The organism is Vibrio sp. Evd11 (assembly GCF_900382755.1).
GTDB classification, from domain to species: domain Bacteria; phylum Pseudomonadota; class Gammaproteobacteria; order Enterobacterales; family Vibrionaceae; genus Vibrio; species Vibrio lentus.
The window spans coordinates 61722-73934 of record NZ_OSDX01000015.1 but is presented as its reverse complement, the minus strand read 5'-3'; the positions used below and the strand labels follow the sequence as shown (position 1 = coordinate 73934).

The window sequence follows — 12213 nt, the reverse complement described above, 5'->3', positions numbered from 1 at the left end:
CGCCCTCACTCAATCCAACCAACAGTGGAAATATACAGATGGGCATAGGTACTCTTTACATCGTATCTGCACCTAGTGGCGCAGGTAAATCGAGCTTGATCTCAGCAATGCTGGAAACCAATCCAACCTACGCAATGAAGGTATCTGTTTCACACACCACTCGCGGTATGCGCCCTGGTGAAGAAAATGGTGTTCACTACCACTTTGTAGAGAAACATCACTTTGAAGATCTCATCAAGAAGAGTGAGTTCCTAGAGTATGCTGAAGTGTTCGGCAACTACTACGGCACTTCACGTGTTTGGATTGAAGAAAACCTAAACCGCGGTATCGATGTATTCCTAGATATCGATTGGCAAGGTGCTCGTCAGATCCGTGAACAAATGCCTCAAGCGAAGAGTGTCTTCATTCTTCCACCATCAAATGGTGAGCTGGAGCGTCGTTTGAATGTTCGCGGTCAAGATAGCGACGAAGTTATTGCGAAACGCATGAGCGAAGCAAAATCTGAGATTTCTCACTATGCAGAATACGATTATGTGATCGTGAATGATGACTTTGATGCAGCCTTAATGGACTTCAGAGCAATCATTCGTGCGGAGCGCTTAAAAGAAGATAAGCAAGCAGCTAAATACAGCGGCATGCTTACTGCTTTATTAGCGGAATAATCTAGATCCCCTAGATTTTCCATTGAGATAAGTATACGGTGAGCTAGAAAGTCTCTAGTTAAACTTGTATACTTTCTCGTCATCTAAAATTTATTAGTTAATTACTATTTGGAGTCCTCATGGCACGCGTAACTGTTCAAGACGCTGTTGAAAAAGTTGGCAACCGTTTCGACCTAGTTCTTATTGCGGCTCGCCGCGCACGTCAAATGCAAACTGGCGGCAAAGATTCACTAGTGCCTGAAGAAAACGATAAGCCAACGGTTATCGCTCTTCGCGAAATCGAAGAAGGTCTTATCACTAAAGACGTACTAGATGCTCGTGAGCGTCAAGAGCAACAAGAGCAAGAAGCGGCTGAACTTGCAGCAGTAAGCAGCATCGCTCACACTCGTTAATAACGTCATTCGAACTAATTAACCTTCCGGGCCTTTAATTTGTATCTATTCGATAGCCTCAAAGACGTTGCCCAAGAATACCTAACAGAGCCTCAAATTGAGGCTCTGCGTCAATCTTATGTGGTAGCGAGAGACGCCCATGAAGGGCAAACCCGTTCAAGCGGTGAACCATACATTATCCACCCTGTAGCTGTTTCAAGAATCCTGGCAGAAATGCGTCTGGATATCGAAACCCTACAAGCAGCCTTGCTTCATGATGTCATCGAAGATTGTGATGTCACCAAAGAAGATCTCGAGGAAAAATTCGGCAATACCGTTGCTGAGTTGGTTGATGGTGTATCTAAGCTGGATAAGCTTAAATTTCGTGATCGCAAAGAAGCGCAAGCAGAGAACTTCCGTAAGATGGTTCTCGCCATGGTGCAAGACATCCGCGTTATCTTGATCAAATTAGCTGACCGTACTCACAACATGCGTACGCTTGGGGCACTTCGTCCTGATAAAAAGCGTCGTATCGCTCGTGAAACCCTAGAGATCTATTCTCCGCTCGCTCATCGCCTTGGTATTCATAACATCAAGACTGAGCTAGAAGAGTTGGGCTTTGAAGCCCTTTATCCTAACCGTTATCGCGTACTCAGAAATGTAGTGAAAGCTGCTCGTGGTAACCGTAAGGAAATGATCCAACGTATCCATAGCGAAATTGAAGGCCGTCTCGAAGAAGTCGGTTTGTCTGCTCGCGTCGTGGGTCGTGAAAAGAACTTGTTCTCAATCTATAACAAGATGAAAACCAAAGAACAGCGCTTTCACACCATTATGGACATCTACGCTTTCCGCGTAGTGGTTGATACCCCAGACACTTGTTATCGCGCACTTGGTCAGGCTCACAGCTTGTACAAGCCACGCCCGGGCCGCATGAAAGATTACATTGCGGTACCAAAAGCCAACGGCTACCAATCTCTTCATACGTCAATGATCGGCCCTCACGGGGTACCTGTAGAGGTTCAGATCCGTACCGAAGATATGGAGCAAATGGCCGACAAAGGTGTCGCAGCGCACTGGTCTTATAAAGGCAGTGGCTCACGCAGTAGCAATGGGACAACCGCACAAGTTAAAGCACAACGTTGGATGCAGAGCTTACTTGAGCTTCAACAAAGCGCAGGTAACTCATTCGAATTCATTGAAAACGTTAAGTCTGATCTGTTCCCAGATGAGATCTTCGTGTTCACGCCGAAAGGTCGCATTGTCGAACTTCCAGCAGGCGCAACAGCAGTCGATTTTGCTTACGCGGTACATACCGACGTCGGCAACATGTGTGTCGGTGCTCGTGTAGACATGAACCCTTACCCACTCAGCAAATCGCTGAAGAATGGCCAAACTATTGAGATCATCAGTGCTCCGGGCGCACGTCCGAATGCAGCATGGCTCAACTACGTAGTGACCTCACGTGCGCGTACGAAGATCCGTCAGGTTCTGAAAACAATGCGTCGTGAAGAGTCTATTACCCTTGGTCGTCGTCTTCTGAACCATGCACTTGGTGAACACTCTATTGCCGATATCGGCCAAGAGAATATCGAGCATGTATTGTCTGACTTACGCTTAGAAAGCGTTGAAGATTTGCTAGCATCGATTGGTCTTGGTGAGCTGATGAGTATCGTCATTGCTCGTCGTCTATTGGGTGATGCTGACGAACTGACTGAAGTGACAAACAACAGCGATACGCCTAGGAAGAAATTGCCTATCCGTGGTGCTGAAGGCCTATTACTTACGTTCGCGAACTGCTGTCACCCAATTCCTGGCGATCACATCATTGCTCATGTATCTCCAGGTCGTGGCCTTGTGGTTCACCGCGAAACGTGTCCAAACGTACGTGGCTACCAAAAAGAACCAGACAGATACATGGCTGTGGAATGGTCTAACGATTACGATCAAGAGTTCACGGCTGAACTTCAGATCGATCTGCAGAACCACCAAGGTGCACTGGCTGAGTTAACGAACGTTATCTCAAAAACAGGCTCTAACATTCACGGAATTTCAACCGAAGAACGTGACGGACGCCTGTACACAGTGACTATCTTGCTGACCACTAAAGATCGTGTTCATCTTGCGAGCATTATGAAAAAGCTACGTGTGATGCCACACGCGCTGAAAGTAAGACGTCGCAAGAACTAGATCAAAGTAAAGATGAGGGATTCGAGATGGCGAGATGCGAAGAGCAAAAGACTTCGTGACTCACCATCTTGGCTCCACATCTTTTTTTAATCTTTTCGTATCCCTTTCACTTGCATCTCTCATCTGCCCTTTATCTCTTCTCATCTCGTTTACTCTCATCCCGCATCTGCTCTTCATCCCGTCGCATCTCGTTCACTCTCATCCCTCATCTGCTTCTAAGCTTTACCCTGTACAAAAATCCAGTAAAATGCTTGAATAGATTATCTCTCTTACGTTTATGAGCCTTGTTATGTCACAGCTTTTATCTGCTATCCCTCTCAACTCTTTATCTGGAGTCGGCGCAAAAGTCGCAGAGAAACTGGAAAAGGTTGGGCTTAACAATGTACAAGACCTACTGTTTCACCTGCCTTTGCGCTATGAAGATCGAACGCGTATCTACCCAATCGTAAAACTGCATGCAGGTTTATGGGCAGCAGTACAAGGCAAGGTAATGCATGTCGATACCATTTTCGGCAAACGTAAGATGTTGGCGGTAAAGATCAGTGATGGTAACGGCACCATTACCCTACGCTTTTTCAACTTCACCGCCGGTATGAAGAATAACTTTGCCGAAGGCAAACAAGTCCATGCCTATGGTGAGATAAAGCGCGGTAATATGGGGCTTGAGATCGTCCACCCTGACTACAAATTCTTTGCGCCGAGGCAACAGCCAGATGTTGAAGCCAACCTCACTCCAGTGTATCCAACCACCGAGGGGTTAAGACAAGTCACGCTGCGTAACCTTACCGAACAAGCTCTAGAGTTAATCGACAAGGCCGCGGTTAATGAGCTTTTACCATCAGGTTTATACGACCACCAAATTACCCTTGCGCAAGCTTTGCATACCATTCATAGGCCACCTCCAGGCATTGACCTAGAGCTGTTTGATGAAGGTAAACACCCCGCGCAACTGCGTCTGATTATGGAAGAGCTACTGGCTCAAAACTTATCGATGCTGTCAGTCCGTAGCAAAGGGCAGCAAGACAAAGCAATGCCTTTTCCTCCGGCGAACACCCTCAAAGACAAGCTATTGGCTCAGCTGCCGTTTTCTCCAACCAATGCTCAAGCACGAGTAACCAAAGAGATCGAAGCTGACTTGGAAAAGCCGCACCCTATGATGCGCTTAGTGCAGGGCGATGTAGGTTCAGGTAAAACCTTAGTCGCTGCTTTAGCTGCGGTTCGCGCACTTGAACACGGCCAGCAAGTCGCCTTAATGGCACCAACCGAACTATTGGCAGAACAGCACGCGATTAACTTTGCTAACTGGTTTGAGGCGATGGGCATTCAAGTCGGTTGGCTGGCAGGTAAACTCAAAGGCAAGGCTCGTGAAACTGAACTAACACATATTGCCAGCGGCGAAGCGCAAATGGTGGTCGGTACTCATGCGCTATTCCAAGAGCATGTCGAGTTCAACAACCTTGGTTTAGTGATCATCGATGAGCAACACCGATTTGGTGTCCACCAGCGATTGGAGCTGCGTGAAAAAGGCGCGAAGCAGGGTTATTACCCTCATCAACTTGTAATGACGGCAACACCAATTCCACGAACGCTGGCGATGACGGCCTATGCCGACCTTGAAACTTCTATTATTGATGAACTGCCACCGGGGCGGACCCCGATTCAAACCGTGGCGATTCCTGATACCAAGCGCGATGACATTGTTGAGCGTGTGAAAAATGCGTGTCTCAATGAAGGCAAACAAGCCTACTGGGTGTGTACGCTAATTGATGAATCGGAAGTATTAGAAGCACAAGCCGCTGCCGACACTGCAGAAGAGCTGCAACGCAAACTGCCCGACGTAAAAATTGGTTTGGTTCATGGCCGAATGAAACCCGCTGAGAAACAAGCGGTGATGCAGGAATTCAAAGAGAACAAACTGCACCTGTTAGTTGCTACAACCGTGATTGAAGTAGGTGTGGACGTACCGAATTCGAGCTTAATGATCATCGAGAACCCAGAGCGTCTTGGTCTAGCGCAACTCCACCAACTGCGTGGCCGTGTTGGCCGTGGCTCGGTCGCGAGCCATTGTGTACTGCTGTATCACTCTCCGCTGTCTAAAACCGCTCAGAAGCGATTAGGGGTACTTCGTGAAAGTAACGATGGCTTTGTTATTGCTCAGCGTGATTTAGAGATTCGTGGCCCCGGTGAATTACTTGGTACCAAACAAACAGGCTTGGCTGACTTCAAGATTGCCGACTTAGTCCGTGACCAACGTTTGATACCTGAAGTGCAGCGTATCGCGCGTCATATTCACGATAGCTACCCAGACAACGCCAAAGCAATCATCAACCGTTGGTTGGGTGAGCGCGATGTTTACTCTAAGGCTTAATGAGCAAAACTAACATAATCTAAAACGTAAAAAGGCTTCCCTCAAGGAAGCCCTTTTAGTGCTCGTCACTTTCATCAAACAAGAGCGAGATTCCCTACTCGTTAGTTCCTCACTATAGGGAATGACGGTATTTTTCGTCATCCCCGAGAGGGAAGAATGACCGAGTCGGGGATCTATCACCAGCCCCAACCAACTCAGATCGTTAACTCAAACCTAGGGCTTCACAGGAAAACTGATCTGCGCTTTTAAACCGCCCTCACTGCGGTTATTGACCACAACAGCACCTTGGTGCTGACTGACAATACGTTTGACGATCGCTAAACCTAAGCCAGTACCTTCACTGCCACGAGCAGTATCACCACGCGTAAACGGTTCAAACAACTTACCGACTTGGTCTTGCGGGATCCCTGGTCCGTTATCTTCAACGGTTACCCAAGCCAGTTTATTATCGGCCGTCATCCCCGTCGAAACCTTCACCCAACCATTGCCGTAACGCAGTGCATTCACCACCAAGTTACTCACAGCGCGCTTCATCGCAATCGGGTTACCTAATGCAGGTTTCATTGCTTCCGGAATATCGGTTTCAATCTGTATCTCGTAGCCACCTTCTGAACTGGACACTTCACGGGCAATATCATCGACAAATACCGCTTGGAATGACTCTCGATCAACGGGCTTTAGGTAGTCCATAAACTGACTGATGATCTCGTTACACTCTTCAGTATCACTGATGATCCCTTCCGCTAAGTAGCTGTCTTCGGGCGACATCATTTCAGTGGCCAAGCGAATGCGGGTCAGTGGCGTACGCAAATCATGACTGATACCCGCCATCAACAGGGCTCTATCTTCTTCCAGTTCTTGAATGCCTTTCGACATCTGATTAAAGGCTCGAGTCACCGAGCGAATCTCTTGCGCTCCCTGCACTGGCAGTGGCGGTGGAATATCACCACGCCCTACGCCTTGAGCTGCTGTTTCTAACGCTATCAGCGGACGATTTTGCAATCGGATAAACAGCCAACCACCAGCAACAATCAACATCGCCATAATCAAGCTATTACGAAATAGAGGTGCGAAGTCTTCTTCTTGAAGCTCTGATAGAGGTATGCGAATCAATGAGTTAGGCAACTGAGCGATGTCCATCCACAGCACGTAACTCTCTTTACCTAGAATCAGCCGAACTTCCGTTTCAGAACCTAGCTCTTTGGTCATTTCCTCACTCATTAGGTCAATCGCCATCGCATGGTAATACTCGCCCGATGCTTCACTGTCTTTGGCGTGAACGGTCACCCCAAGTTGCTCAAGCACACGCTGGCGCAGTGGCGCATCAATTTCGATATCACTGCCTTGATCCAATACTAGGTTTAACTCGTGAGCCAAAATCTTATTGAACTGCTGCAAACTTGGCATCAAGGCATAGTTGAACACGGCGTAATAAGAAAAAACTTGGCTAGCAACCAACAGGGTTAAGAAGAGCACTATCGACTGAGTAAAGGAGCTACGTATGCGCATAGGAGACCTAAAGTGAGGGATGATAAAGGGATATAGTGGGAACTATAGCTGTAAACCATTGTGCTGAATACAAAACGGGCCATCACATATTAATGAGATGACCCGTAAATAAAGAATTCTGATTCACAGAATCGATCAAGCTGCTTTTGAGCTTATAAAGCTAGATTACACAGCTTTGCCATCTGGAACGAATACATAACCCAAGCCCCACACCGTTTGGATATAACGAGGTTTACTTGGATCTTCTTCTACTAGACGACGCAAACGCGAAATCTGAACATCGATAGAACGTTCCATTGCTGAATATTCACGGCCACGCGCCATGTTCATAAGCTTATCGCGAGACATTGGCTCACGAGCGTTAGTGACCAGTGACTTCAGAACCGCAAATTCACCTGAGGTAAGAGGCATTGGCTCTTCACCGCGGAACATTTCACGCGTACCTAGGTTCAGGCGGAACTCACCAAACTCAACCACAGACTCTTCTGTGCTTGGCGCGCCCGGTGCTTCAATCACTTGGCGACGCATTACCGCTTTGATACGAGCAAGCAGTTCACGTGGGTTAAATGGTTTTGGCAGGTAATCATCAGCACCCACTTCCAAACCCACAATGCGATCCACTTCGTCACCCTTTGCGGTCAGCATCAGGATTGGTAGCGAGTTATTTGCATTTCTTAGACGGCGACAGATCGATAGACCGTCTTCGCCCGGTAACATTAAATCCAATACCATCAAGTGAAAATTTTCACGGGTTAACAGGCGGTCCATCTGCTCACTGTTTGCCACGCTACGCACTTGAAAGCCTTGCTCTGACAGATAGCGTTCTAACAGTGCACGTAAACGAGCATCGTCATCGACCACTAAAATTTTGTAGTTTTCTTGCATGTAATGGTTCCACCTATTAAAGCTTAAACCTAAGGTTAAGCATTCTTGGTACATTGTATATTGGTATAAGACATTAAAAATGTAACATTATTGGAGAAAAAGTCGCCTAAATAATTGTTAACGTATGTTGCCTTTCTATATATTCTATCTTAGATCATCATTTCATTAAGTCAGATTTATGAAAACCAAACTTATCACCCGAGAAGGTTATAACAAGCTCAAAGCAGAGCATGACCACTTATGGCACGAGAAGCGTCCTGAAATTACTAAGATAGTCACTTGGGCTGCAAGCCTTGGAGATCGTTCAGAAAACGCAGATTACACGTTCAATAAGCGTTTGCTTCGTCAGATTGATCGCCGAGTGCGTTTCTTAAGAAAGTTCCTACCTGATGTCACTATCGTGGATTACTCGCCACAACAAGAAGGCAAGGTATTTTTCGGTGCTTGGGTCGAGATTGAGAATGATGAAGGGGAAATTAAGAAGTTTCGCATTGTAGGACCTGAAGAGATCTACGGCGATGCTAAAGGTTATATCTCTATCGACTCACCAATGGCTAGAGCTTTGCTCAAGAAAGAAGTGGATGATGAATTTACGGTAACCACACCAGAAGGCGACAAAGAGTGGTTCATTAACGCGATTCACTATTAAAAATCGAACAAGCTTGATCTATCGACTTGTTATTAGCGTGGCTTTCGGCGTGTGTCGCTAGGAGAATGTTGAAAACTGCGTTTGTAAGCACGTGAAAAACTCGATAACTGCGAAAAGCCAACCTCGGCCGCAAGTTCGGTCATTGGCATGCTGCTATTACGAAGTAAAAGTTGTGCTTTTTGCATGCGTCGCTGCATGACATATTTTTGTGGTGTCACCCCAAACTGTTTTTGACATAAACAGTAGAAGTGACTCTCACTCAAATGCATTGCGTGAGCAAGCTGAGTATTAGTTAACGCAGTCGCGATGTGTTGGTCAATGTAAGCATTTAAGTGACTCGCTTCTAAGCGACGGTGAGGTGAAGGCGTAGTAGATGCTACCGACATTTGGCCTAATTGCGTTAAAAACAACGACACTAACTGGCAGTTTGTCTGTGGTGACATCGTATCTTGCCGAACTTTCTGAGCGGCAAAGTCCAATAATATCTGGCTTTCGGCCCCTAAGTCTAAAAAATAAGGCTGCTGAAATATCGATTCCTGTAATGACAAATTACACGCTTGCTCTAGAGCTTGGATATAAGGATCGGCAGGGGCTAAGTCAATGACTAATAGCTCACTGTCTTGACTTAGACCATTATAAAAATGCGGTGTGTTATTGGGAACGACGGCCACTGTACCGTGACCTATTTGCCCACTTTCACGTTCAAACTCACACGCCATGGTACCTCGCCAACCTAGCAGCACTTGAGCATAGCTGTGTAAATGCTGGCCCTGACGTCTAGCAATAACATTTCGTCTGATCTGAGTTTGATTCACCGTGTCTTTCCTACGTTTATCTGAGATCTTAGTTTCCCCCACTGTAGCGCTTCTTTCCCCAAAATCTTTCACTTTCGGAGTCTGAGTTAAATACCACAGAGTCTCAGGCAAATATTCATTTCTTTTAACAGATAACATAACAATATATTAACAAGGAAGGAAGGATGGCATGCAACTTAACCAACAACAAGTTCACAACGCACTACCGTGGAGACCTTTAATCAGCGCGCTAAAGGATATTTTCACACGCGATGTAACGGCACCGATTCGTCATCACCACACCATGAATGTACCGCAAGATCCTAGCGCAACTTTACTCTTAATGCCGGCATGGATTGAAGGTGAGTATTTGGGAGTGAAACAGGTCAATGTTTTTCCGGGTAACTCTGCTCGTAATCAACCAGGACTCAGCAGCCATTATCTACTAAGTTGTGGTAAAACTGGGAAAATGTTAGCTCAGATTGACGGGAACGAGCTAACGGCACGCAGAACAGCGGCTGCTTCAGCACTGGCTTCTCATTATCTATCGCTTGAAACAGCGAGCAAAATGCTGATGGTTGGAGCGGGAAGAGTAGCACGACGCTTAATCCCAGCGCATATGAGTGTGCGCCCAATCAAAACCGTTCATGTGTGGGATATCAATCAATCCGCTGCTGAGCAATTAGTAACCGAGTTACGTGATGAGGGAGTGGACGCTGTTGCCTGCCCAAATGACCAACTGGAAGCGGTAGCAAGAGACGCTGATCTGATCAGTTGTGCAACGCTTTCAACAGCACCCATCATTAAAGGGGAGTGGCTTACACCCGGTGTGCATTTAGACTTAGTTGGGAGCTTTACTCCTACGATGCGTGAAACCGACAATGAAGCCCTAAAACGAGCCAATGTTTTTGTGGATGTAAAAGCAGCAGCACTGGTTGAGACGGGCGAGTTGATCATTCCTATCCGTGATGGTGTAATTACCGAAGAGAATATTTTAGCCGACTTTTCAACCTTGTGTAGTGGTCAACATGCGGGGCGTGCAGGCCTTGACGACCCTGAAGCCGCGATCACTCTTTTCAAATCGGTAGGCGATTCTCGTGAAGATCTGGCTGGAGCGATTCTAGCCTACCAGTCAGTACAGAGCGTTTAAAGAGTAATAAGGCCGACGTGTATTAGGCTTTGATTTTACTGTCGGCCTGTTTATCCACTAGCAGTAATTCCATACTCGCGCACCTTGTCAGGTGTGATTCTCGTGACTTAATTTGGAAAAACACCTATGACTAAAAAGAATTCAGATTATACGACTCCACCACCGTTAGGCTTGGCGATCGTACCGATTATTCTCACCATTGCGCTGTTAGCTACACAAATTTTTTATTATGACGACTTCACCCCACATATTGCACTGGCCATTGGCTTCGCTATTACCGCGCTGGTTGGTTGGTATCAAGGGCTGCGTTGGCAGGACATAGAGTCCGGCGCATTTCGTGTTTTACACGTGGCAATGCCTTCAATTGCAACCCTTATTGTTGTTGGCATGCTAGTCAGCACCTGGATTGCCAGTGGTACGGTACCGACTCTAATTTATTACGGTTTGATCTTAATCGAACCTGAATGGTTTCTTGCTGCCACAATGCTATTGTGCTCTGTTGTTTCCCTTTCTATTGGTTCGAGTTGGACCACAGTAGGTACGGTGGGCCTTGCGTTGGTTGGTATTGGTTTTGCTTTTGGTATACCAGCCTACTGGACTGCGGGAGCGGTTGTATCTGGTGCTTTTTTTGGCGATAAAATTTCACCATTGTCTGATACGACCAACCTTGCTGCCGCTGTGACTGAAACTAATGTGTTCGCTCATATTCGGAACATGATGCCGACCACCATTCCCGCCATGCTAATTGCTTTAACGCTGTACTCAATTCTTGGTGACGTAGTGATGGGTGATACGACATCAGGGGCTCAGCAGCTACAAGAAATTACCGCTATTCAATCGGGTTTGGAGAGTCACTTCTCTCTTGGCTTTCTTCCTTTACTGCCACTTTTAGCGGTGATAGTGCTCGCGTTTTACAAAATAGCGCCGATCCCTGCCCTGTTCACAGGCTTTGTTTTCGGTGCCGGTGTGGCGGTGCATAATTATGATTACAACCTAAATGACATCCTGACATTTGCCCATAGTGGATACAAAATAGAGACCGGATCTGCAGCGCTAGATAATTTGCTGAATCGTGGTGGCGTCACATCCATGACCTGGGTGATCACCTTAATGATGTTTGCGCTGGCATTTGGTGGTGCGTTGGAGCGTACCGGATGTTTGGAGTCAGTCGTCAATGCAATAATGAAGTCCACTAGAGGTTTCAGAGGGTTACAAACCAATGCCATCCTCACTTCGGTAGCGACCAACGCCGTATCGGGTGACGTGTACCTCTCTATAGCGTTGCCAGGCCGTATGTTTGGAGCGCAATACGACAGACTCGGTTATAGCAGACTAAATCTATCCAGAGCGATTGAAGAAGGAGGTACATTAGTCTCGCCCTTGATCCCTTGGAATGCGGGTGGCGCATTTGTAATGGGAACATTAGGGCTAGTTGTCACTCCTGGTGATTACAGTGCCTTGCTATACGCACCATTGGCATTTGCTTGTTGGTTATCACCAACTATCGGCATTATTTACGCACAAACAGGCTGGTTTTCAAAGCGTACCGAGAAAGATGATGCTGCAAATAAGCAGATGGTTTCAGCCACCAGTGGCAGCCCCCACTGAACCATATCACACACTATTCTTTAGCTAAGC

The 12213-nt window shown here is 46.7% G+C and carries 10 protein-coding genes; 7 read left to right on the top strand and 3 right to left on the bottom strand.

Annotated features, from left to right (window positions below; translation table 11 throughout):
• Nucleotides 1-38 precede the first annotated feature (38 nt).
• From gmk to recG, 4 genes are all read left to right on the top strand, one after another.
• The gene (gene gmk / locus ED652_RS09080) at nucleotides 39-662 is read left to right on the top strand and encodes a guanylate kinase (RefSeq protein ID WP_017109197.1); all 624 of its coding nucleotides are present in this window, start codon (nucleotides 39-41) and stop codon (nucleotides 660-662) included.
• Nucleotides 663-781: 119 nt separating this feature from the next.
• Nucleotides 782-1054 (top strand): DNA-directed RNA polymerase subunit omega, encoded by a 273-nt coding sequence (rpoZ, locus tag ED652_RS09075; protein ID WP_009848003.1) that lies wholly within the window; start codon nucleotides 782-784, stop codon nucleotides 1052-1054.
• A gap of 39 nt (nucleotides 1055-1093) precedes the next feature.
• Nucleotides 1094-3220: a bifunctional GTP diphosphokinase/guanosine-3',5'-bis pyrophosphate 3'-pyrophosphohydrolase gene (gene spoT, locus ED652_RS09070; protein WP_122054449.1), complete on the top strand. Its 2127-nt coding sequence runs from the start codon at nucleotides 1094-1096 to the stop codon at nucleotides 3218-3220.
• 289 nt (nucleotides 3221-3509) lie between these two features.
• Nucleotides 3510-5588, top strand: a complete 2079-nt coding sequence (gene recG / locus ED652_RS09065) for an ATP-dependent DNA helicase RecG (protein WP_122054447.1) — start codon at nucleotides 3510-3512, stop codon at nucleotides 5586-5588.
• A gap of 213 nt (nucleotides 5589-5801) precedes the next feature.
• On the opposite strand, the gene envZ is transcribed toward recG, so the two are convergent.
• Both envZ and ompR read right to left on the bottom strand, forming a co-directional pair.
• Nucleotides 5802-7097 (bottom strand): two-component system sensor histidine kinase EnvZ, encoded by a 1296-nt coding sequence (gene envZ / locus ED652_RS09060; RefSeq protein WP_017107875.1) that lies wholly within the window; start codon nucleotides 7095-7097, stop codon nucleotides 5802-5804.
• Between the two features lie 165 nt (nucleotides 7098-7262).
• Nucleotides 7263-7982 carry a two-component system response regulator OmpR gene (gene ompR, locus ED652_RS09055; RefSeq protein WP_009848007.1) on the bottom strand — a complete coding sequence of 240 codons (720 nt, stop codon included), beginning with the start codon at nucleotides 7980-7982 and terminating at the stop codon, nucleotides 7263-7265.
• A gap of 178 nt (nucleotides 7983-8160) precedes the next feature.
• Between ompR and greB the strand changes: the two genes are divergently transcribed.
• Complete coding sequence (greB, locus tag ED652_RS09050; protein WP_122054446.1) at nucleotides 8161-8631, top strand: transcription elongation factor GreB; 471 nt, start codon at nucleotides 8161-8163, stop codon at nucleotides 8629-8631.
• 32 nt (nucleotides 8632-8663) lie between these two features.
• On the opposite strand, the gene ED652_RS09045 is transcribed toward greB, so the two are convergent.
• Entirely contained in the window at nucleotides 8664-9446 is a 783-nt protein-coding gene (locus tag ED652_RS09045; RefSeq protein WP_122054444.1) for an AraC family transcriptional regulator, read from the bottom strand.
• 169 nt (nucleotides 9447-9615) lie between these two features.
• On the opposite strand from ED652_RS09045, the gene ED652_RS09040 reads away from it, so the two are divergent.
• Entirely contained in the window at nucleotides 9616-10575 is a 960-nt protein-coding gene (locus ED652_RS09040) for an ornithine cyclodeaminase family protein (protein ID WP_122054443.1), read from the top strand.
• A gap of 126 nt (nucleotides 10576-10701) precedes the next feature.
• On the top strand, nucleotides 10702-12183 hold the full coding sequence (gene nhaC / locus ED652_RS09035) for a Na+/H+ antiporter NhaC (protein WP_122054441.1): 1482 nt from the start codon (nucleotides 10702-10704) through the stop codon (nucleotides 12181-12183).
• Nucleotides 12184-12213 lie beyond the last annotated feature (30 nt).

Bases quoted from the DNA above. Each gene is read 5' to 3' on its own strand.
- gmk (WP_017109197.1), top strand. From the start codon at position 39: ATGGGCATAGGTACTCTTTACATCGTATCTGCACCTAGTGGCGCAGGT.
- rpoZ (WP_009848003.1), top strand. From the start codon at position 782: ATGGCACGCGTAACTGTTCAAGACGCTGTTGAAAAAGTTGGCAACCGT.
- recG (WP_122054447.1), top strand. From the start codon at position 3,510: ATGTCACAGCTTTTATCTGCTATCCCTCTCAACTCTTTATCTGGAGTC.
- envZ (WP_017107875.1), bottom strand. From the start codon at position 7,097: ATGCGCATACGTAGCTCCTTTACTCAGTCGATAGTGCTCTTCTTAACC.
- ompR (WP_009848007.1), bottom strand. From the start codon at position 7,982: ATGCAAGAAAACTACAAAATTTTAGTGGTCGATGACGATGCTCGTTTA.
- greB (WP_122054446.1), top strand. From the start codon at position 8,161: ATGAAAACCAAACTTATCACCCGAGAAGGTTATAACAAGCTCAAAGCA.
- ED652_RS09040 (WP_122054443.1), top strand. From the start codon at position 9,616: ATGCAACTTAACCAACAACAAGTTCACAACGCACTACCGTGGAGACCT.
- nhaC (WP_122054441.1), top strand. From the start codon at position 10,702: ATGACTAAAAAGAATTCAGATTATACGACTCCACCACCGTTAGGCTTG.